The following is an 18,825-nucleotide window of genomic DNA, read 5'->3' on the forward strand; positions in this document are numbered from 1 at the left end:
ACCGGGTGGGCGCCGGACCCTAGCCGGCGCCCACCCGCCGCCCGAAGGCTCATCAGAAGCCGCGGGCCGCCTCGCATCCCCCCGAGTTCCAGCATGAACGCGATGACCGACCCCACGACGGCCCTCACCGCCCCCATCCTGGAAATGCGCGGCATTTCCAAGTCCTTCCCCGGCGTGAAGGCGCTCCAGGACGTCTCGCTCGTGCTCCGGCCCGGCCGCGTGACCGCCCTCATCGGCGAGAACGGCGCCGGCAAGTCCACCCTGGTCAAGATCCTCACCGGCATCTACCAGCCCGACGAAGGCGAGATCCGGATCGACGGCGCGCCCCGCGCCCTGCCCGACGCCGAGGCCGCCCAGAAGGCCGGCATCACCGCCATCCACCAGGAAACCGTCCTCTTCGACGAGCTCACCGTGGCGGAGAACATCTGGCTCGGCCACGCCCCGCGTAATCGCCTCGGCCTTGTCGACTGGCGCGCCATGAACGCCCGCGCCGCCGCCGTCCTCCACACCATCGAAGCGCCGATCGACCCGCGCACCCGCCTGCGCGAACTCTCCATCGGCCAGCGCCACCTCATCGCCATCGCCCGCGCCCTCTCCATCGAGTCGCGCGTGGTGATCATGGACGAGCCCACCGCCGCCCTCTCCCACAAGGAGGTCCAGGACCTCTTCGACATCGTCGAGATGCTGAAGGCCAAGGGCAAGGCCGTGCTCTTCATCAGCCACAAGTTCGAGGAGGTCTGGCGCATCGCCGACGACTTCGCCGTGTTCCGCGACGGCAAGGCCGTCGGCGCCGGCGCGCTCGCCGAGGTCGGCCACAACGACCTCGTCAAGCTGATGGTCGGCCGCGAGGTCACCCAGGTCTTCCCCAAGCAGCAGGTCGCCATAGGCCCCACCGTCCTGGAGGTTCGCGACTACAGTCACCCGACCGAGTTCGATTCCGTCTCGCTGACGCTCCGCCGCGGCGAGATCCTTGGCCTCTACGGCCTCGTCGGCGCCGGCCGGTCGGAGGTCTGCCAGTCGATCTTCGGCGTCACCCGCCCCGCCCGCGGCAGCCTCGTCCTCGAAGGCCGCGAGATCACGGTCCGCTCGCCCGCCGACGCCATCGCCGCCGGCATCGTCTATGTGCCCGAGGAGCGCGGCCGCCACGGCGCCATCACCGCGATGCCGATCGTGGAGAACATCTCCCTGCCCTCGCTCGCCCGAACGGCGCGCAAGGGCTTCATACGCATGGCCGAGGAATTCGCCCTCGCCCGCCGCTACGCGGAGCGGCTCGACCTGCGCGCCTCCTCGCTCAGCCAGCCGGTCGGCACGCTCTCCGGCGGCAACCAGCAGAAGGTGGTGATCGGCAAGTGGCTCGCCACCGGCCCCAAGGTCATCATCCTCGACGAGCCCACCAAGGGCATCGACATCGGCTCCAAGGCCGCCGTCCACGCCTTCATGAGCGAGCTCGCCGCAGAGGGCCTGGCCGTCATCATGGTCTCCAGCGAGATCCCCGAGATCCTCGGCATGTCCGACCGCGTCGTCGTCATGCGCGAAGGCCGCATGGTCGCCACCTACGACCGCGCCGGCCTCACCCCCGAAATGCTCGTCCGCTCCGCCACCGGCAACGAGGGCTGACGAGATGCCGACTTGCCTTCCTCACCGCCACCGATTACCCGTCATGGTCGGCGAAGGCCGACCACCCACGCATTCCCTCCACGCGCGTGCCCACCCCCTCCCCTCCTCAGCCGTCATGGTCCGCGAAGGCGGACCACCCACGCATTTTTCCGCGGAGCATGCTCGTTTCAGTGCCGAACGGGGCGGCACCCACAAAGTCGTGGGTGGTCCGCCTTCGCGGACCATGACGGGTAAGGGGAGGGTGGACGGGGCCGTGGTTCGTCCGCGTCCCGCCGTCATGGTCCGCGCAGGCGGACCACCCACCCATTCTCCACTCCCCCTCTCTCCCCACCCCCCAGGCCAGCGCCCATGATCTCCGCCCTTCTCGCCCGTCGCGAAGCCCTGCTCGTGGTGGCCATGGCGATCCTGCTGGTGGCCATCACCAGGCGCTTCCCTGCCTTCGCCACGCCGGCCAATCTCGCCAACGTCTTCAACGACACGTCGATCCTGATCATCCTGGCCCTCGGCCAGACCGCAGTGATCCTCACCCGTTCGATCGACCTGTCCGTCGCCGCGAACCTCGCCTTCACCGGCATGGTCGTCGCGATGCTCAACGACACCCACCCGGACCTGCCGCTGGCGCTGCTGATCGGCCTCTCCATGCTGATCGGCCTCGTCCTTGGCGCGATCAACGGCATCCTGGTCTGGAAGCTGGATATCCCGCCGATCGTGGTTACCCTCGGCACGCTCACCATCTACCGCGGCATGGCTTTCGTCATTTCCGGCGGCGAATGGGTGAATGCCCACGAGATGACGCGCCCCTTCCTGGACACCCCGCGCCAGCTCGTCCTCGGCCTGCCCGTCCTCACCTGGATCGCGGTCGCCGTCATCCTCGGAGCCTGGGTGATTTTCACCCGCACCGCCGTCGGCCGCGCCTTCTACGCCACCGGCGGCAATCCGGTCGCTTCCGTCTACGCGGGCATCGACGTCGGCCGCACCCGCTTCATGGCCTTCTGCCTTTCCGGCCTCGTCGCCGGTGCCTGCGGCTATCTCTGGGTCGCGCGCTACGCCGTCGCCTACGTGGACATCGCCGGCGGCTTCGAGCTCGACGTGGTCGCCGCCTGCGTCATCGGCGGCGTTTCCATCGCCGGCGGCATCGGCTCGGTCGGCGGCGCCGTGCTTGGCGCGCTCTTCCTCGGCCTGATCAAGAACGCCCTGCCCGTGATCGGCGTATCGCCCTTCTGGCAGATGGCCATCTCCGGCGCGATCATCATCGCGGCCGTGTTCATCAACGCCCGGGCCGAACGCCGCAAGGGCCGCATCATCCTGCGCCAGGTCGGAGCGCCCGCATGACCGACGTCCCAACCCATTCGCCTCGCGCCATACCGGATCGCCTGGACACCCGGCTTTCCCGCGGTCTCCGCAGCTGGGAGGCGCTGCTCTTCGCCGTGGCCATCGCGATCTTCGTCGCCAACGCCTTCGCCTCCCCCTATTTTCTCGATCCCTGGAACCTGTCCGACGCCACCTTCAACTTCACGGAAAAGGCGATCATCGCCATCGCGATGGCCTTCCTGGTGATCGCCGGCGAGATCGACCTTTCCGTCGCCGCCATCATCGCGCTCGCCTCCACCGCCATGGGCGCGGCGGTCCAGTTCGGCATCGGCACGCCTGGCCTCGTCGCCGTCGGCCTTGCGGTCGGCCTCCTCTGCGGCGCCTTCAACGGCCTGCTCGTCTGCCGCTTCGGCCTCCCGTCGATCGTCGTCACCATCGGCACCATGAGCCTCTTCCGCGGCATCTCCTTCGTCGTCCTCGGCGATCAGGTCTACAAGGGCTACCCCGCCGACTTCGCCTTTTTCGGCCAGGGCTACGTCGGCTGGGTGATCTCCTTCGAGTTCGTCGCCTTTCTCATCGTCGCGCTCGTCGGCGGCATCGTCCTCCACCGCACCACCTTCGGCCGCAAGGTCTACGCCATCGGCAACAACCCCCTCGCCGCCACCTTCTCCGGCGTCCGGGTGGAGCGGGTGAAGTTCATCCTGTTCCTGATGACCGGTCTCGCGTCCGGCATAGCCGCCGTGATGCTGACCTCCCGCCTCGGCTCCACCCGCCCCTCCATCGCCCTCGGTTGGGAGTTGGAGGTGGTGACCATGGTCGTGCTCGGCGGCGTCAACATCCTCGGCGGATCCGGCACCATCCTCGGCGTGGTCATCGCCGCCTTCGTCATGGGCCTCGTCACCTTCGGCCTCGGTCTTCTCAACGTGCCGGGCGTCATCATGTCGATCTTCATCGGTCTGATGCTGATCGGCGTCATCGCCATCCCTATCCTCGCCGGCCGCGTCGCCCGCCACCGCAGGAGCGCCTGATGCCGGACCGCGCCACCCACGAGAAGATCGCCTTCAAGATGCGCCTGAACACGGGCATGGAGGCCGAGTACCGCCGCCGCCACGACGAGATCTGGCCGGAACTCTCCGCTCTCCTGAAGGACGCCGGCATCTCCGACTACTCGATCCACCTCGACGGCGAGACGAACACCCTCTTCGCCGTCCTTTGGCGCCGCAAGGACCACACGTTGGACTCGCTTCCCGACCATCCCGTTATGAAGCGGTGGTGGGCCTACATGGCCGACATCATGGCCAGCCACCCGACGAACGAACCCGTCGTCCTGCCGCTCCAGACCGTCTTCCACATGGATTGACGCCGTCATGGCTCCGCGAAACGTCGCCGTCCTCGACATCGGCAAGACCAACGTCAAGCTCGTCGTCCACAACCTCGTGACGGGCGAGGACGTCTTCGTGCGCACGCGCCCCAACCGCGTGCTCGTCGACGGTCCCTATCCGCACTACGACATGGATGCCATCGACACCTTCCTGATCGAGGCTCTGCGCGAAGCCGCCGCCGCCCACTCCGTCGACGCCGTTACCGTCACCACCCACGGCGCTTCCACCGTGCTGATGGCCGGCGACGATCTCGCCCTCCCCGTCCTCGATTACGAGCACGCCGGGCCGGACAGCCTCGCCGCCGCCTACGATGCGGTCCGCCCGCCCTTCTCCGAAACGGCCTCGCCGCGCCTTGCCGGCGGCCTCAACGTCGGCGCGCAGTTGTTCTGGCTGCAGCGGACCTTTCCCGATGCCTTCGCCCGTGCGGACACGATCATCCCCTACCCGCAATACTGGGCCTGGCGGCTCTGCGGCGTGAAGGCGGCGGAGGCGACCAGCTTCGGCTGCCACACGGACCTCTGGAACCCTGGGGCCCGATCGCCCTCCAGCCTGATGGTCCGCATGGGTTGGGACCGGCTGCTCCCTCCCTTCCGCTCCGCCTTCGACGCGCTCGGCCCTGTCCGCCCGGAGATCGCGGCCGCAACCGGCCTTCCGCCCGATACGCCCGTCCACTGCGGCATCCACGACAGCAACGCCTCGCTGCTTCCGCACCTCCTGACGCGGACGGCGCCCTTCACCGTCGTCTCCACCGGAACCTGGGTGATCCTCTTCGCCGTCGGCGCGCCCATGGAGGGGCTCGACCCGGCACGCGACACCCTCGCCAATATCGACGCCTACGGGCGCCCGGTCCCCGGCGCGCGCTTCATGGGCGGCCGCGAGTTCGATCTCCTCACCGACGGCAACCCCGTGCCGCCCGACGCCGACACCGTCCGCGCCGTGCTGGAACGCCAGGTCATGGCCCTGCCCGCCTTCGTGTCCCACTCCGGCCCGTTCCCCGGCCGCACCGGCCGCTGGACCCACGATCCGGAAACCCTGCCCCCCGCCGAGCGGACCGCCGCCGCCAGCCTCTACGAGGCGCTGATGACGGCCACCGCCCTCGCCCTCTGCAACGCCGCCGGCCCCACCGTCGTGGAGGGCCCCTTCGCCCGCAACCCACTCTACGCCGACGCCCTCGCCCGCCTCACCGGCCGCCCTGTCGTCCGCACCGCCGGCTCCACCGGCACCAGCACCGGCGCCGCCCTCCTCGCCGCCCCCGGCCACCCCGTCGCTACCGGCGCCGAGATCACCGCCGACGGCTCATGGCTCGGCCCCACCTTCGACACCTACGCCACAGCCTGGCACGCCGCCGCCGGCTGACCGCTCGCCCAATGCCGGCCGCGGACCCTTCTTTCCACCCACCCCAACGCCGTCATGGTCCGCGCAGGCGGACCACACCTACGGCACCGCCTGGCACGCCGCCGCCCGCTGACCGCTCGCCCAATGCCGGCCGCAGACCTTTCTTCCCACCACACCTCGGTCGTCATGGTCCGCGCAGGCGGACCACCCACGCATTTTACCGGGAGATCTGCTGGCCACGTGGCCCACAAAGCCCCACCCACATATTCGTGGGTGGTCCGCCTGCGCGGACCATGACGGCGGGAAGGGCGGAGCGCCTACAAGCAACCGACGATAGCCGCCCGACTGTTTACTACCGACGCCCTCACCCCTACCGCCTACTGCCCACCGCCCACAGCCTCACTCCCCCTCACCCCTACCGCTTCCCCTTCGCCGCCCCCTTCAGGATCGCCTTCGCGCTCACCTCGTCGGTGATGAACGTGGTCGGCTTCATCGCGGGCAGGAAGGCCTGCAGCGCCGGCACCTTGCCCTTGCCGCCCGAGGCGAGGATGCGTTTGGGGATGCGCGCGATGGTCTCCAGCGGCACCGCCATCACCCGCCGGTTCACCGGGTGGTCCATCGTCTGGCCGGTGGCGTCGAAGAAGGTGCAGAGGCAGTCGCCCACCGCGCCCGCCCTGATCAGGCTCTCCCGCTCCTCCGCGGTCACCAGCCCATGCTTGAAGGTCGTGGTGTCCGGCTCCATCCCCGACGTGGAGATCAGCGCCACGTCCATCCGTTCGGCCTGATCGAACACCTCCTTCAGGCCGCAGCGTTCGATCAGCGCGCGCCGCGTCTCCGGGCTGTCCACGAAGGCCGGCGCGGTCAGCAGGTAGCTCTCCGCCCGGAACAGGCTGGCGAACTGCCACGCGAACTCCGACGGGTTGAACTCCCGCGCCTTGGTGATCCCGCCCAGCAGCGAGATCACCTTCAGGTCGTTGATCGGCCGCTCGCCGATCGAGCCCAGCGCCCGGTAGAGCGTCCGCCCCCAGCCGACGCCGATCGTCATGTCCGGCTTCAGCAGCGCCGACAGGTAGTCGCCCGTCGCCGTGCCGATCGAATGGGCCGGATCGCGGTCGTCCGAAACCGGCACCACCACCGCCTCGCCGATCCCGAACGCCTGCTCCAACAGCCGCTCCAGCCGCACGCACTCGGACAGTTCGCCCTCGATGGAGAGCTTCACCTCGTTGCGCTCGCGCGCGTCCGACAGCAGGCGCACCACCGTGACCCGGCCGATGCCCAGCCGCTCGGCGATCTCGCTCTGCGTCATCTCCTCCACGTAGTACATCCACGCCGCGCGGATCCGCAGCCGCCGCCGTTCGGCGATTCCCCCCGATTGCGCGTTCGTCGCGCGGCCCGGATCGGCCTCGGCGGCGGTCTTGCGCTTTCTTGGCTGGTCCACGGGTCAGTCCCTCCACTGAAGCGTTCGACCTCTTCCGGCCGGGCGCCGGTGCGGTTTAGAATGCGATGGTCCCGCGCATGCGTAACCTGCTTCCCGGGGAAGGCAATAGCGCCAGTTCGGCCGCCACGGAAATTGACAATGGTCGTAGATCCCGAAGATCGCACCGAACCGCCCCGGGCGTTCCAGAACACCGCCCTCACCTTGAAGGATGCGGTGCGCGTGATCCGCCACGCCATTCGCCGCAAGGCTCAGCGCCCGCCGGACGGCGTCAGCCCGGTCGATCTCCTCGGCCGCGTGCCCCGCCGCGTCGCCCGCGCGGCCGACGGCGTGCTCAGCGGCGCCGAGCAGGTGATGCGCGGCATCGTCACCGACCGCACCGCCCAGCGGCCGGCCTTTCCGCAGCCGATCGCCGCCTACTGGAACCGGCCGGACGGCCAGCGCCTGTTCGTGAAGTCCACCTATCGCGCCGCCAAGGCCTACATGGCCGAGCGACATGGCGCGGCGCCGCTGGTCTACGAAAATGCGATCGCAGCCGCCTGGGACGAGGTGCGCCACCGCGTCGCCGCGGCAGAGGCCAAGGGCCGCCCGATCCACGATCCGGCCGCCCTCTCCGCAGCCCTCACCGTCTCGCTGGTCCGCCATCGCGCCATCCACGGCGATGAGGCGCTGAACCTGGAGGTCTTCGCCGCGCTCGGCTTCGCCACGGCCGCCGCCAGCCTGACCGAGCAGCCGATCGACGCCTCCCTGTCGGAGATCCTCGCCCTTGCCGCCGATGTGGTGGCCGCCCATCGCGCCCGTCTCCTCGACGCCCTGAAGAGCCCCGAGCCGGTGGAGTCGATCGCCGCGGAATACCGCCTGTTCGCCCCGCACCTGCTCTGATCAGTCGGCCTCCGCCACGCAGGTCTTGGCCCGCGGGATCGACGGCGGGCTCATCGAAAGCTCCCGCACGCCGAGCTTGATGAAGGTCGGGATCAGGTCCGGCCGCGCCGCCGCCTCGCCGCACACGCCTACCCAGATCCCCGCCTTCTCCGCCGCCCGGCAGACGATCTCCACCGCCTTCAGCACCGCCGGATGGTCCGCCCGGTTGAGATGCGCCACGCGCGGGTTCATCCGGTCCGCGGCCATCACGTACTGCGTCAGGTCGTTGGTGCCGATGGAGAAGAACTCCACCTCCTCGGCCAGTTCGTCCGCCATCAGCGCCGCCGCCGGCGTCTCCAGCATCACGCCGACCCCCGGCGACCCGTGCGCGATCCCCTGCGCCCGAAGCTCCATCGCGCAATCCTCGATCAGCGCCTTGGCCCGGCGGATCTCCGCGGCCTCGACCACCATCGGGAACATGATCTTGACGTTGCCGACCGCCGCCGCGCGCAGGATCGCCGACAGCTGCGTCTTGAAGAAGTCGGGCCGGTCCAGGCACATGCGGATGCCGCGCCAGCCCAGGAACGGGTTCTCCTCGTGCGGGAAGTCGACGCCGGCCACCGGCTTGTCGCCGCCCACGTCCAGCGTGCGGATGATTACCGGGCGCGGCGCGAAGGCCTCCGCCAGCCGGGTGTAGACCGCCGCCTGCTCATCCTCGGTCGGCGGCATCCGCCGCTCCATGAACAGGAACTCGGTGCGGAACAGGCCGACACCCATCGCCCCTGCCGCCAGCGCCTTGTCGATCTCCTTCAGGGACCCGAGGTTTGCGGCCACCTCGATCGCCGTCCCGCTCTTCGTCTTCGGCTCCACGTCGCGCCACACCGAAAGCGCGTCCCGCTCGCGCGCCTCCGCCGCCACCCGCGCCCGCACCGCATCCGCCACGTCGTCGGCCGGGTCCAGCGTCACCGCGCCGGACTTTCCGTCCACGACCGCCGTCCTTGCCGCCTTCAGCACGGCCGGATCGGCGGAAACCCCGAGCACGGCCGGTATGCCGTGCGTGCGCGCCATGATCGCCACGTGGCTCGTCGCCGCGCCGGTGGTGCAGACCAGCCCCAGGATGTTGGCGAGCCGCGCCTTGGCAAAGTCGAACGCGCTGATCTCCTCGGCCACCACCACCGACGGCACGGGGATCTGCGCCAGATCCACGTCCTCCCGGCCGAGCAGCTTCAACGCGATCAGCCGCGCCGCGCCGCGCACGTCCTCCGCCCGCGCCGCCATGTAGGCGTCGCCCACGGCGAGGAAGCTCGCCGCCAGTTCGCCCGCGATGGCCAGCGTCGCCGCCACCGGATCCATTCGCTCGCCGATCAGCGTCTCGATCCGCCCCACGAACTCGCCGTCGCGGATCACCTCGATCAGCGCGTTGAGAATCTCCTGGTCGGCCGGATCGGTGGAAAGGTCGTTGCGCTCGCCCACCACGGAGGCGGCCACCGCGTCCACCGCCTCGCGGAAGCGCTGCAGCTCGCTGTCCACCTCCTCCGCCTCGATCGCCTGGCGAAGCGCCGCCACCGGCTCGCGGAAGAAGGCGTAGACCGGCCCGATCGCGGTTCCTTCGCTCGCCGGCACGCCCGAAACCGTCCCGTCCTTCGACACGGAAGGCGCCGCCGCGGGCACGGCGGCCGGCTTCGGCGCGGGCGCGGGCGGCGGCGCGCTCGATCCCGGATGGATCTCCAGTCCCGCGTCCGGCGTCTCGGCGAACACGGCCAGCGCCGCCACCGCTTTCTCCTCGTCGTCGCCGGTGGCGCGGATCACGATCCGGTCGTCCTCCTTGACGCCGAGCAGCATCAGCTTCACCGAGCTCTTGGCGTTGGCGGTCTTCTCGCCGCGCACCACCTCGATCTCGGCGGAAAAGCTCTTCGCCAGCTGCACGAACCGGGCGGCCGGGCGGGCATGCAGCCCCTCGCTCACGCGGACGACGACTTGCTTCTCGAACATGGTTCACCGCTCCTCCGGCCGGAGCCGGGATGGTCGTCAGGGATAGTGTCGGTTCGCCCCCGTCCGCCGCAAGCGGTCGTCGAGGCTGGTGCGGCTGTCGCCCGCCCGCTGCGGGTCGAGCGGCCCTCCGCCGGCCTCAGGCCGCGCGGATGATGATGGTCGCGCCCGGCTGCAGCGCCGCCACGAGTTCGGCTGTGTCGACTTCCGCCGCGCAGATCTCGCCGGGCCGTTCGGTCGAACCGGCGCCGTTGAAGTTCACCACCACGTGGCCGATGTCGATCACCTTCTTCCAGGCCGCATCGCCCACGGCGGTCACTGCCGCCGTCAGGCCGCCGACCTCGATCACCGATCCGGCGGCCGGCCCGGCATGCGCCGGCCCCTCCTCCACCCGGTGCATCACGGAGACCTCCGCCAGCTCCGGCGGCGCTCCTTCGGCGAACAGGATCAGCACGCCGCCTTCCACCAGTTCCACCGCATCGGTGCCGATTTCGGTGATGGTGGTTTTGATCAGGATGGACATCGCAACGCGTTTCCCTTGGAAAGCCCGGACGGTCCGGGTCTGGACGGGCGGACACCCCCATGGGCGCCCGCCCGTCAGGTTTGCGGTCAGGCGTTTCTCAGAGCATCACCAAGCTGACGAGCCAGGCGATCACCACCGAGATCGGGCCCATGATCTGGCGGCTGATCAGCACCGCCGGCACGCCGATCTCGATCGTCTTCGGCTTGGCTTCGCCGAGGGCGAGACCCACCGGCACGAAGTCGCAGCCCACCTGCGTGTTGTAGGCGAACAGCGCCGGCAGGGCCATCGCCGGGGCGATGGTGCCGTTGGCGATCTGCGGGCCGATGATGGCGACGCCGATCACCTGCGCGATCACCGCGCCCGGGCCGAGGATCGGCGACAGGAACGGCAGGCCGCAGATGGCCGAGATGATCAGCAGGCCGATGATGTTGTTGGCCAGCGGTCCCATCGGCGCGGCGAGCGCGTCGCCGATGCCGGTGTAGAGGATCAGGCCGATCAGCATGGTCACGAAGGCCATGAACGGCAGCACGTTGCGCACCACCTGATCGATCGTGCGGCGGCCGGCGTTGAAGAAGATGCCGACCGCGCGGCCCATCACCCGGCCCACGCTGGTGATGATCCCCACCAGTCCGCCCTGGCTTCCCTGGGGAGCCGGCGCGCTGCGCGGAGCCGAAGTCGAACTGCTGGCCATGGTCGAAGCCCCCCCTCCTGCGACGGTGGCCGCTTCGGACCCGTCGGCGTACTTCAGGTTTTCCTCCCTCACACCGGAGACGTAGATGTCCTCGGTGATGAACTGCGCCAGCGGGCCGGACTGGCCGACGGGCGTCAGGTTGACGGTCGGGATGCGCTTGCGCGGATAGACGCCGCAGCGGGCCGTGCCGCCGCAGTCGATCACCACCGCCGCGATCTCGCCCTCCACGGGCGGGGTGCGGAAGCCGTCGACCACGGTGCCGCCGGTCATGTCGGCGAGCTTCTGGGCCACCGCCGGGATGCCGCCGCCGGTCACCGCGACGATCTTGTCGCGCTCCGGCGTCACCTTGATCACCAGCGGGCCGCCCCAACCACCGCGTCCCTGCTCGACGCGGACGGACTTGTATTGCTTGGACATGGAAAACTCCCCCAAACCGAGTTGATCAGAGTTCCACGCCTTCGCGGCGGGCCAGGATGTCGGTGATCTTCTCGGTCACGATGCCCTTGAGCAGGATCACGACCACGCCGACGATGAAGTACCAGATGGCCACGTTGATGTGGTATCCGGCCGGAACCGCTCCGCTCTTCTCAAGCTCCAGCAGCGCCACCAGCACGCCGCCCCACACGAAGTATTCGCCGGGGTTCGCATGCGGGAAGAGGCCGAGGATCGGGTGCACGAAGGACACCGCGCTGTCGTAGAACGCCGGCTTGTGCTTCTCCTCCAGGAACGTGCCGAAGGTGTAGGCCATCGGGTTGGTCAGGAAGAACACCGCCAGGAGCGGCAGGATGGTGTAGCGCGTCAGCGCCACCCGGCCCGCAGCCCGGGCCACGCCGTGCACGCGCTCCTCGCCGATCAGGCCGGTCACCGCGTAGAAGGCGGTCATCAGCACCACGAGCGTCGGCACGATGCCGGTCACGAAGCCGACGAAGACCTCGCCGCCCTTCTGGAACACGCCGATGAAGTGCTTGCCGGCGGTGGTCAGCCAGCCCAGCTGCTCTTCCTGGTTCTGGCCGATCTCCTGCACCCGCTTGGCGTAGTCCTCGGCCGAGATGCCGCCCGCGGCTCCTGCCGCGGCATCGGCGGCCGGCGCGGCCGTCGTGGTGGTGTCCTGCACCAGCTGGATCAGCCCGTGGTGGCCGAGATCGGCGCCCTGGGCGGTCAGCCCGTGCATCGCCGCGTCCACGGCCAGCTGGCCGTAGGTCGCGGAATGCGCGGCATGCGTCATCAAGTCGGCGCCATGCGCCATCAATGTCGTGAGCGACATCTTCCTCCCTCCATCCCCTTCACGCTTCGATTGCGGCCTGCCGCGGCGTCCTCACGCCGTTTGGGCTGCCTGCCCGTTCGGAGCTTCCGCCCGTCCCTGCGCCTTGCGGATCTGTTCGACCGCTTTGGCCAGGGCTTCGGCGCGCCCCTTCTCCTTCCGCCCGAACGCGCCGGACGAAAGCCTCTCGAGGGTCATCCCCTCGTATTCCGGAAGCACGCGGAACTTGGCGAAGACGCTTCGCCCTTCCATGACCAGCAGCTTGCGGACGATGTCGTCAGGGGTCACCACGACGAGGAGGATCACCCCCTTGCCCAGCGCGCCGCGGGCGTTGCCCGCCCCCACGAATCCATCGGCCCACTGCGAGGCGATGCCGCGCATCACGTCACGATAGTGCTTCATCTGGAACCAGGTGCCGAACGCCTGCAGCGCCCACACCAAGGCCAGCAGAAGAAGAGCCGTCTGCCACCATTCCATCCGTGTTTCCTCCCCGGCTCGTTCCGGAGCTTCACGCCCGGTTTTTCGGCCAGTCGGGCCTCACCTCGCCGCACCGGCGAAGCTTACCCGTTCCCTGACGATGATGTGAACATTTGTTCTGTCGACTGTCAATATGTTATTGTCTGGGCACGGCGTGCGCCGGTGGCGTTTTTGCGTTAGACTGTGGGCAACTGGCCCTTGGGTGATCGGCATGGATCTCGCGACGGCATCTTCCATCGTGCGCGTTCCCGACGTGGGACACCGCGTCCGGCAGCTCCGGTGGTTCCAGTCCACCTTCCGCCGCCACGCGGCCCTCGTCATGGGCGAACACGGCCTTTCCGGCGAGGTCGACGGCACCCGCCTCACCTCCGCCTTCCTCGCCTGGCTGGAGCGTTTCCACGCCACCCGCTTCTACGCCCGCATGAACCGGCCCGACTTCATCTGCTACACCGCCGGCTGCATGCTGTCGGAACTGATCCGCGCCGAGCCGCTGAGGGTCCGCGTTGTCCAGCCCGGTCTCGGCGGCCCCGCCGAAGTCTGGCCCGCCGGCTTCGTCTACGTCAGCTACTGCCTGTCCGTGGCCGCCGCGGTACAGGAGCAGGACATCGGCGCCCCGCTCTCCCCCGCCGCCATCCTCGACCGCGCCGACATCTGGACGTCCTTCCGCGAGAACGCCGAGGAGGATCCGGCCACGGCCATCTCCTTCTTCGACCTCTTCGTCGGCCGCCGCCCCAACTGGACCACCCCGGAGATGCCGATCCTGCGGCCTGCCGCACGCGCAGGCAGCCGGCTCGAAGCCCGCGCCTGATCGCAGGCGTCGCCCCGTTTCAGCTGCCGCTGCGCACCGCTTCGCGGACCAATCGCGCCACCGCCTCACGGCGCTCCAGGTACGGCATGTGCCCGACCCCGGAGAACAGGTGAACGCCGATCTCGCCCGGCAGCCCCTGGACGTGCCGCGCCGGGATGATTCGGTCGTCCACGCCGAACATCACCTTCACCGGCGCCGTGAGCCGCCCCAGCACCGCGCGGATGTCGATCGCCTGCGTCCCGTCCGGGAACACCGTCGCCGCCAGCGCCGCCTGCGCCGCCACGCTCGCCGCGTCCGCCTTCTGCCGCAGCGTTGCCGCCACGAAGGCCTCGCGCGGTTCGTCCGGATCGGCGAACAGCAGCTTCAGCCACGGCCTGAGGCTTTCCCGCTTGCTGGCCCGCAGGAACCCGTCGACGAACGCCCCGTTGATTTCCGGCCCGAGCCCCGCCGGCGACAGCAGCGTCAGCGACCGCGCCTCCACCGGCAATTCGTCCAGCATCGTCACGGTAACCGCCGCGCCCAGCGAATGCGCCACGAAATGCGCCGAAGCGACTCCCTCGCCGCGCACCGCGTCCTCCAGCGCCGCCGCCAGCGCCGACAGGCTCCACGCCTCCGCCGGCCCGCTGCGCCCGTGCCCCGGAAGATCCACCGCCAGCACCGGACAGTCGAACGCCGCGCCCGTCACGAAGCTTCGCCAACCGTCGAGACTCGCCCCGAAGCCGTGCACCAGCACGATCGGCACGCCCTCGCCCCGCTGCAGCCATTCCCGGTGCAAGCCGCCGCCGGCCGAAGCCGCCGCAGGTCTCGCCGGAGCCGGAACCGCCGGCGCGGAACTCTGGATCGCGGCCGGCCTGGCCAGCGCCTCGGCCCGGACGAGCACGTCGCGGGCCTGGATGCGGCCTCGCGGCCCGCTGCCCGGAACGCTGGCAAGCTCCAGGCCATGCTCGCGGGCCAGCCGGCGGGCGAGCGGCGTGGCGGCAGGACCGTTGCCGGCGCCAGCCGTGACAGAGGCCGCCGGAGCGGGGGAACGCTCCGGCGGCAGGACCGGCGCGCCCTGGGAGGGAGCGGGCGCCGGCCGCGTATCTGCAGGAACGGCGGCGGCGGCGGCGGTCGCCTCCACCGGCGGCGCGTAAGCCTCGCCCTCGGCGAAGATCCACGCCACGCGGCTGCCGACCGGGATGTCCGTCCCCTCGCTTGCTGCGATGTCGCGGATCGTGCCGGCCGACGGGCTATCCACCTCCATCGCCGCCTTGTCCGTCTCGATCTCGAAGAGCACCTGGCCCTTGGTCACCGTCTCGCCGTCGGCCACGTACCAGCGGGAGATCTTCCCCGTGGCCATGTCCATGTCGACGCGCGGCAGGATCACCTCCACCGGCATGGCTCAGGTCCTCCCGCCGGCGAGCGCCCGCGCCGCTTCAACGATGTCGGGCACCTGCGGCACCGCCGCCTTCTCCAGCTCTGGATTGTAGGGGATTGGGCATTCCGCCCCGCCCAGCCGCACGATCGGCGCGTCGAGGTAGCCGAACGCCTCGCTCTCCGCGATCAGTGCCGAGATCTCCGCGCCGATGCCCAGCGTCTTCACGCCCTCGTAGACGCTCATCAGCCGCGTCGTCTTCTTCACGCTCTCGATGATGGTCCGGCTGTCGATCGGCCGCAGCGAGCGCAGGTCGATCACCTCCAGCTCGATGCCTTCCTGAGCCAGCGTCTCCGCCGCCTCCAGCGCCCGGTGCACCATGATCGCGGATGCCACCACCGTCACGTGGCGGCCCTGGCGCACGGTCGCGGCCTCCCCGATCGGGATGGTGTAGTGCCCCTGCGGCACCGGGCCCTTCATCTTGTAGAGAAGCTTGTGCTCGAACACGAGCACCGGGTCCGGGTCCTCCAGCGCCGCCAGCAGCAGCCCCTTGGCGTCGTGCGGTGTGGAAGGTTCCACCACCTTCAGCCCCGGCACGTGGGCGAACCACGCCTCCAGGCTCTGGCTGTGCTGCGCCGCCGCGCCCGTGCCCGATCCGCATGGCATCCGGAACACCAGCGGCACGGAAACCTCGCCGCCCAGCATGTAGCGCATCTTGGCGGCCTGGTTGACGATCTGCTCCATCGCCAGGGTGGCGAAGTCGGAGAACTGGAACTCGTAGACCGGCCGCATCCCGGTCACCGCGGCGCCCACCGCGACGCCCGCCCCGCCCAGTTCGGAGATCGGCGTGTCGCGCACGCGCTCCGCCCCGAACCGGTGGACGAGATCGCCCGTTACCTGGAAGGCGCCGCCATAGACGCCGATGTCCTCACCCATCAGGAACACGCGCGGATCGGCCTCCATGGCGATCGCCAGCGCTTCATAGATGGCCTGTGCAAAGGAAAGTTCGCGGACCGGAGCGTCCATCGTTGTGGGCCTCAGACGGTTGTGACGAAACGGGTGACGTCGGCGGGATCGGGGCTCGGGCTCGCCTTGGCGAACTCGTAGGCCTCGTCGATCTCCGCGGCAGCCGCGGCGCGGATCTCCTCCGCCTCCGCCGCCGTGAGGAAGCCGAGCCCGATCAGCTCCTGCTCGAAGCGGGGGATCGGGTCGCGCTGCACCCAGGCCTCGATCTCCTCCTTGGTGCGATAGCGGTTGCGGTCCGAGCGCGAGTGCCCGCGCGTGCGGTAGGTCTTGCACTCGATCAGCGTCGGCCCTTCGCCGCGTTTGGCCCGGTCCACCGCGGCCATCGAGGCGCTCGCCACCGCCGCGAAGTCGTTGCCGTCCACGATCACACCCGGCATCGAATAGGCCACCGCCCGGTCCGCCACGTTCTTCACCGCCGTGGAGCGCTCCGTGGAGGTCGACATGCCGTACTGGTTGTTCTCGCAGACGAACACCACGGGCAGCTTCCACACCGAGGCCATGTTCAGCGCCTCGTGGAAGGCACCCTCGTTGTTCGCACCGTCGCCGAAGAAGCAGATCGAGACGCTGTCCTTGCCCTGCAGCTTCATGGAGAGCGCCGCGCCCACCGCGATCGGCAGCCCTCCGCCCACGATGCCGTTGGCGCCGAGGTTGCCGGTCTTCACGTCCGCGATGTGCATCGAGCCGCCCCGGCCGCGGCAGTAGCCGGTCTCCTTGCCGAAGAACTCGGCGAACATCTTCTTGGGGTCCGCCCCCTTGGCGATGCAGTGGCCGTGCCCGCGGTGCGTGGAGGTGATCGTGTCCGCGTCGGTCAGCGGCGCGCAGATCCCCACCGCGCTCGCCTCCTGCCCGATCGACAGATGCATCGTCCCGTAGGTCAGGCCGCGCTGGTAGCTGTCCTCCGCGCCCTCTTCGAACAGGCGGATCAGGTGCATCTTTTTCAGCGCCTGCTTCAGCTGGTCGGGGGATAGCCTGCGATAGGCCTCCGGCAGATTGGCGCGCACTTCGGCCGACGACATCGCCTTCTCCATCAGGTCCATGGGGGTCTCCGGTCTCATCGGGGATCGCAGGCGTTCGCGCCGCAGCCAGCCCTGCCGGACCGCCGATCACCCCGCGCACTGCGCGGCATTGCAACCGGATCCACCGCCGTTCCGCGGCAGCCTCTGCCCGACATGCCTCACCCTCCCCTCGGCCGAAACCTCGCGTTTCGCGGGCCCGGTCCGTCCTTGTTGGAGCGAGTGTACAATTGTCTCGTATCAAGTCAATATGTTCATTGAAGGAAGCCGAGCACTCAGGCTCGGGCAGCCGGCCTTAGGCAGAGGGCAGTAGGCACTCGCCCCCCGACGCCGTCATGGTCCGCGCAGGCGGACCACCCACGACTTTGTGGGTGCCACTCGGCCTCATGTCCCGCGTGTGGTGCGCCCTCCCGGAAAAAAGCAGCCGTACCCCACCAATACGCCGTCATGGTCCGCGCAGGCGGACCACCCACGACTTTGTGGGTGCCGTTCGGCCTCATGTCCCGCGTGTGGTGCGCCGTCCCGGAAAAAGGCGTGGGTGGTCCGCCTTCGCGGACCATGACGGGGAGGGCAAGGCCCAATGCCTACTGCCCACTCCCTACTCCCTACTGCCGACTGCCGACTGCCGAAGCCCGACGGCCTACTCCCCACTGCCCATTGCCCCCTGCCGAAGCCCGACGGCCTACTCCCTACTCCCCACTGCCGACTCCCCACTCTGCCCCTACTCACCCACCCTCACCCCGCCCCCATCGAACCGGTGCACTGGACCCGTCGGCGTCAGGAACACGCGATCTCCCGCGTCAGCGTCCGTGTCCCCGATCACCCGCACGGTCAGCAGCGCCCCGTCGTCCGCCTCCACGTAGACGAAGGTATCCGCGCCCAGCCGCTCCGCATGCGCGACGACCCCGGCGAACGCCCCGCTCTCGCGCGACAGCGACAGATGCTCCGGCCGGATCCCGACCGTCGTCGCCCCGGCCTTCTCCGCCACCTGACCGGTGAGGAAGTTCATCTTCGGCGAGCCGATGAAGCCGGCGACGAACAGGTTCGCCGGCCGGTGGTAGAGCTCCATCGGCGTGCCCACCTGCTCGATCCGCCCGGCGTTCAGCACCACGATCTTGTCGGCGAGCGTCATCGCCTCCACCTGGTCGTGCGTCACGTAGATGATCGTCGCCTTCAGGAGTCGGTGCAGCTTGGCGATCTCCAGCCGGGTGTTCACCCGAAGCGCGGCGTCGAGGTTGGACAGCGGCTCGTCGAACAGGAACAGCTTCGGCTCGCGGACGATCGCCCGCCCGATTGCCACCCGCTGCCGCTGCCCGCCGGAAAGCGCCGACGGCTTGCGGTCGAGATAAGGCTCCAGGTGCAGGATCTCGGAGGCCTTCTTCACCCGCTCCGCGATGGTGGCCTCCGGCGCGCCCGCCTGGCGCAGGCCGAGCTCCATGTTCCCCTTCACGCTGAGGTGCGGGTAGAGCGCGTAAGTCTGGAAGACCATTGCGATTTCGCGCTTTGCCGGCGGCGTCGCATCGACGCGTTTCCCGTCGATCAGCACCGCCCCGGCGGTCTGGTCCTCAAGCCCCGCGATGATCCGCAGCAACGTCGACTTCCCGCATCCCGACGGACCGACGAAAACGACGAACTCACCATCCGCCACCGTGAGGTCGACCCCCTTGATGACGTCCACCGCCCCGAAGGACTTCTTCACCTGCCTGAGTTCGAGCGATCCCACTGGCTCCCCCTGGATGTGC

The 18,825-nt window shown here is 69.5% G+C and carries 17 protein-coding genes; 7 read left to right on the plus strand and 10 right to left on the minus strand.

Annotation, left to right across the window (positions count from 1 at the left end):
- Positions 1–93 precede the first annotated feature (93 nt).
- From HZ321_RS18675 to HZ321_RS18695, 5 genes are all read left to right on the plus strand, one after another.
- Positions 94–1,617, plus strand: coding sequence for a sugar ABC transporter ATP-binding protein (locus HZ321_RS18675; RefSeq protein WP_181703919.1), 1,524 nt, complete (start codon positions 94–96; stop codon positions 1,615–1,617).
- Between the two features lie 348 nt (positions 1,618–1,965).
- Positions 1,966–2,949, plus strand: coding sequence for an ABC transporter permease (locus HZ321_RS18680; protein WP_181703920.1), 984 nt, complete (start codon positions 1,966–1,968; stop codon positions 2,947–2,949).
- Complete coding sequence (locus HZ321_RS18685; protein WP_181703921.1) at positions 2,946–3,956, plus strand: ABC transporter permease; 1,011 nt, start codon at positions 2,946–2,948, stop codon at positions 3,954–3,956. Before HZ321_RS18680 ends, HZ321_RS18685 begins: the two co-directional genes overlap by 4 nt.
- Positions 3,956–4,288, plus strand: coding sequence for an L-rhamnose mutarotase (gene rhaM / locus HZ321_RS18690; RefSeq protein WP_181703922.1), 333 nt, complete (start codon positions 3,956–3,958; stop codon positions 4,286–4,288). Before HZ321_RS18685 ends, rhaM begins: the two co-directional genes overlap by 1 nt.
- Before the next feature lie 7 nt (positions 4,289–4,295).
- Complete coding sequence (locus HZ321_RS18695) at positions 4,296–5,666, plus strand: FGGY-family carbohydrate kinase (RefSeq protein WP_181703923.1); 1,371 nt, start codon at positions 4,296–4,298, stop codon at positions 5,664–5,666.
- Positions 5,667–6,060: 394 nt separating this feature from the next.
- Here HZ321_RS18695 and HZ321_RS18700 read toward each other — a convergent pair whose 3' ends face one another.
- Complete coding sequence (locus tag HZ321_RS18700; RefSeq protein WP_342343880.1) at positions 6,061–7,083, minus strand: sugar-binding transcriptional regulator; 1,023 nt, start codon at positions 7,081–7,083, stop codon at positions 6,061–6,063.
- A 138-nt stretch (positions 7,084–7,221) separates the two neighbouring features.
- On the opposite strand from HZ321_RS18700, the gene HZ321_RS18705 reads away from it, so the two are divergent.
- On the plus strand, positions 7,222–7,962 hold the full coding sequence (locus HZ321_RS18705; protein WP_181703924.1) for a hypothetical protein: 741 nt from the start codon (positions 7,222–7,224) through the stop codon (positions 7,960–7,962).
- Here HZ321_RS18705 and ptsP read toward each other — a convergent pair whose 3' ends face one another.
- The 5 genes from ptsP to HZ321_RS18730 all read right to left on the minus strand — a co-directional run bounded on the left by ptsP (position 7,963) and on the right by HZ321_RS18730 (position 12,882).
- Positions 7,963–9,933, minus strand: a complete 1,971-nt coding sequence (gene ptsP, locus HZ321_RS18710; protein WP_181703925.1) for a phosphoenolpyruvate--protein phosphotransferase — start codon at positions 9,931–9,933, stop codon at positions 7,963–7,965. It abuts the gene before it with no gap.
- A gap of 136 nt (positions 9,934–10,069) precedes the next feature.
- The gene (locus HZ321_RS18715) at positions 10,070–10,453 is read right to left on the minus strand and encodes a PTS glucitol/sorbitol transporter subunit IIA (RefSeq protein WP_181703926.1); all 384 of its coding nucleotides are present in this window, start codon (positions 10,451–10,453) and stop codon (positions 10,070–10,072) included.
- Between the two features lie 97 nt (positions 10,454–10,550).
- On the minus strand, positions 10,551–11,561 hold the full coding sequence (srlE, locus tag HZ321_RS18720) for a PTS glucitol/sorbitol transporter subunit IIB (protein WP_181703927.1): 1,011 nt from the start codon (positions 11,559–11,561) through the stop codon (positions 10,551–10,553).
- A gap of 25 nt (positions 11,562–11,586) precedes the next feature.
- Entirely contained in the window at positions 11,587–12,408 is an 822-nt protein-coding gene (gene srlA, locus HZ321_RS18725) for a PTS glucitol/sorbitol transporter subunit IIC (protein ID WP_181703928.1), read from the minus strand.
- A 51-nt stretch (positions 12,409–12,459) separates the two neighbouring features.
- Complete coding sequence (locus HZ321_RS18730; protein ID WP_181703929.1) at positions 12,460–12,882, minus strand: transcriptional regulator GutM; 423 nt, start codon at positions 12,880–12,882, stop codon at positions 12,460–12,462.
- A gap of 211 nt (positions 12,883–13,093) precedes the next feature.
- On the opposite strand from HZ321_RS18730, the gene HZ321_RS18735 reads away from it, so the two are divergent.
- Positions 13,094–13,690 carry a hypothetical protein gene (locus HZ321_RS18735; protein WP_181703930.1) on the plus strand — a complete coding sequence of 199 codons (597 nt, stop codon included), beginning with the start codon at positions 13,094–13,096 and terminating at the stop codon, positions 13,688–13,690.
- Between the two features lie 19 nt (positions 13,691–13,709).
- Here the strand turns inward: HZ321_RS18735 and HZ321_RS18740 are convergent, their stop codons facing one another.
- The 4 genes from HZ321_RS18740 to HZ321_RS18755 form a co-directional block, all read right to left on the minus strand.
- A complete protein-coding gene (locus HZ321_RS18740) occupies positions 13,710–15,068 on the minus strand; it encodes an acetoin dehydrogenase dihydrolipoyllysine-residue acetyltransferase subunit (RefSeq protein WP_181703931.1) in 1,359 nt (452 codons plus the stop codon).
- A gap of 3 nt (positions 15,069–15,071) precedes the next feature.
- Entirely contained in the window at positions 15,072–16,070 is a 999-nt protein-coding gene (locus HZ321_RS18745; RefSeq protein WP_181703932.1) for an alpha-ketoacid dehydrogenase subunit beta, read from the minus strand.
- A gap of 11 nt (positions 16,071–16,081) precedes the next feature.
- Positions 16,082–17,107, minus strand: a complete 1,026-nt coding sequence (locus HZ321_RS18750) for a thiamine pyrophosphate-dependent dehydrogenase E1 component subunit alpha (RefSeq protein ID WP_280514513.1) — start codon at positions 17,105–17,107, stop codon at positions 16,082–16,084.
- Between the two features lie 697 nt (positions 17,108–17,804).
- Complete coding sequence (locus HZ321_RS18755; RefSeq protein WP_181703933.1) at positions 17,805–18,806, minus strand: sn-glycerol-3-phosphate ABC transporter ATP-binding protein UgpC; 1,002 nt, start codon at positions 18,804–18,806, stop codon at positions 17,805–17,807.
- Positions 18,807–18,825: the final 19 nt, after the last annotated feature.

This window comes from Chthonobacter albigriseus, assembly GCF_013839445.1.
In the GTDB taxonomy this organism is placed as follows: Bacteria; Pseudomonadota; Alphaproteobacteria; order Rhizobiales; family Pleomorphomonadaceae; genus Chthonobacter; species Chthonobacter albigriseus.

Bases quoted from the DNA above. Each gene is read 5' to 3' on its own strand.
- HZ321_RS18745 (WP_181703932.1), bottom strand. From the start codon at position 16,070: ATGGACGCTCCGGTCCGCGAACTTTCCTTTGCACAGGCCATCTATGAA.
- srlE (WP_181703927.1), bottom strand. From the start codon at position 11,561: ATGTCCAAGCAATACAAGTCCGTCCGCGTCGAGCAGGGACGCGGTGGT.
- HZ321_RS18680 (WP_181703920.1), top strand. From the start codon at position 1,966: ATGATCTCCGCCCTTCTCGCCCGTCGCGAAGCCCTGCTCGTGGTGGCC.
- HZ321_RS18740 (WP_181703931.1), bottom strand. From the start codon at position 15,068: ATGCCGGTGGAGGTGATCCTGCCGCGCGTCGACATGGACATGGCCACG.
- HZ321_RS18675 (WP_181703919.1), top strand. From the start codon at position 94: ATGAACGCGATGACCGACCCCACGACGGCCCTCACCGCCCCCATCCTG.
- HZ321_RS18715 (WP_181703926.1), bottom strand. From the start codon at position 10,453: ATGTCCATCCTGATCAAAACCACCATCACCGAAATCGGCACCGATGCG.
- HZ321_RS18730 (WP_181703929.1), bottom strand. From the start codon at position 12,882: ATGGAATGGTGGCAGACGGCTCTTCTTCTGCTGGCCTTGGTGTGGGCG.
- HZ321_RS18685 (WP_181703921.1), top strand. From the start codon at position 2,946: ATGACCGACGTCCCAACCCATTCGCCTCGCGCCATACCGGATCGCCTG.
- rhaM (WP_181703922.1), top strand. From the start codon at position 3,956: ATGCCGGACCGCGCCACCCACGAGAAGATCGCCTTCAAGATGCGCCTG.
- HZ321_RS18735 (WP_181703930.1), top strand. From the start codon at position 13,094: ATGGATCTCGCGACGGCATCTTCCATCGTGCGCGTTCCCGACGTGGGA.
- HZ321_RS18705 (WP_181703924.1), top strand. From the start codon at position 7,222: ATGGTCGTAGATCCCGAAGATCGCACCGAACCGCCCCGGGCGTTCCAG.
- ptsP (WP_181703925.1), bottom strand. From the start codon at position 9,933: ATGTTCGAGAAGCAAGTCGTCGTCCGCGTGAGCGAGGGGCTGCATGCC.
- srlA (WP_181703928.1), bottom strand. From the start codon at position 12,408: ATGTCGCTCACGACATTGATGGCGCATGGCGCCGACTTGATGACGCAT.
- HZ321_RS18695 (WP_181703923.1), top strand. From the start codon at position 4,296: ATGGCTCCGCGAAACGTCGCCGTCCTCGACATCGGCAAGACCAACGTC.
- HZ321_RS18750 (WP_280514513.1), bottom strand. From the start codon at position 17,107: ATGGACCTGATGGAGAAGGCGATGTCGTCGGCCGAAGTGCGCGCCAAT.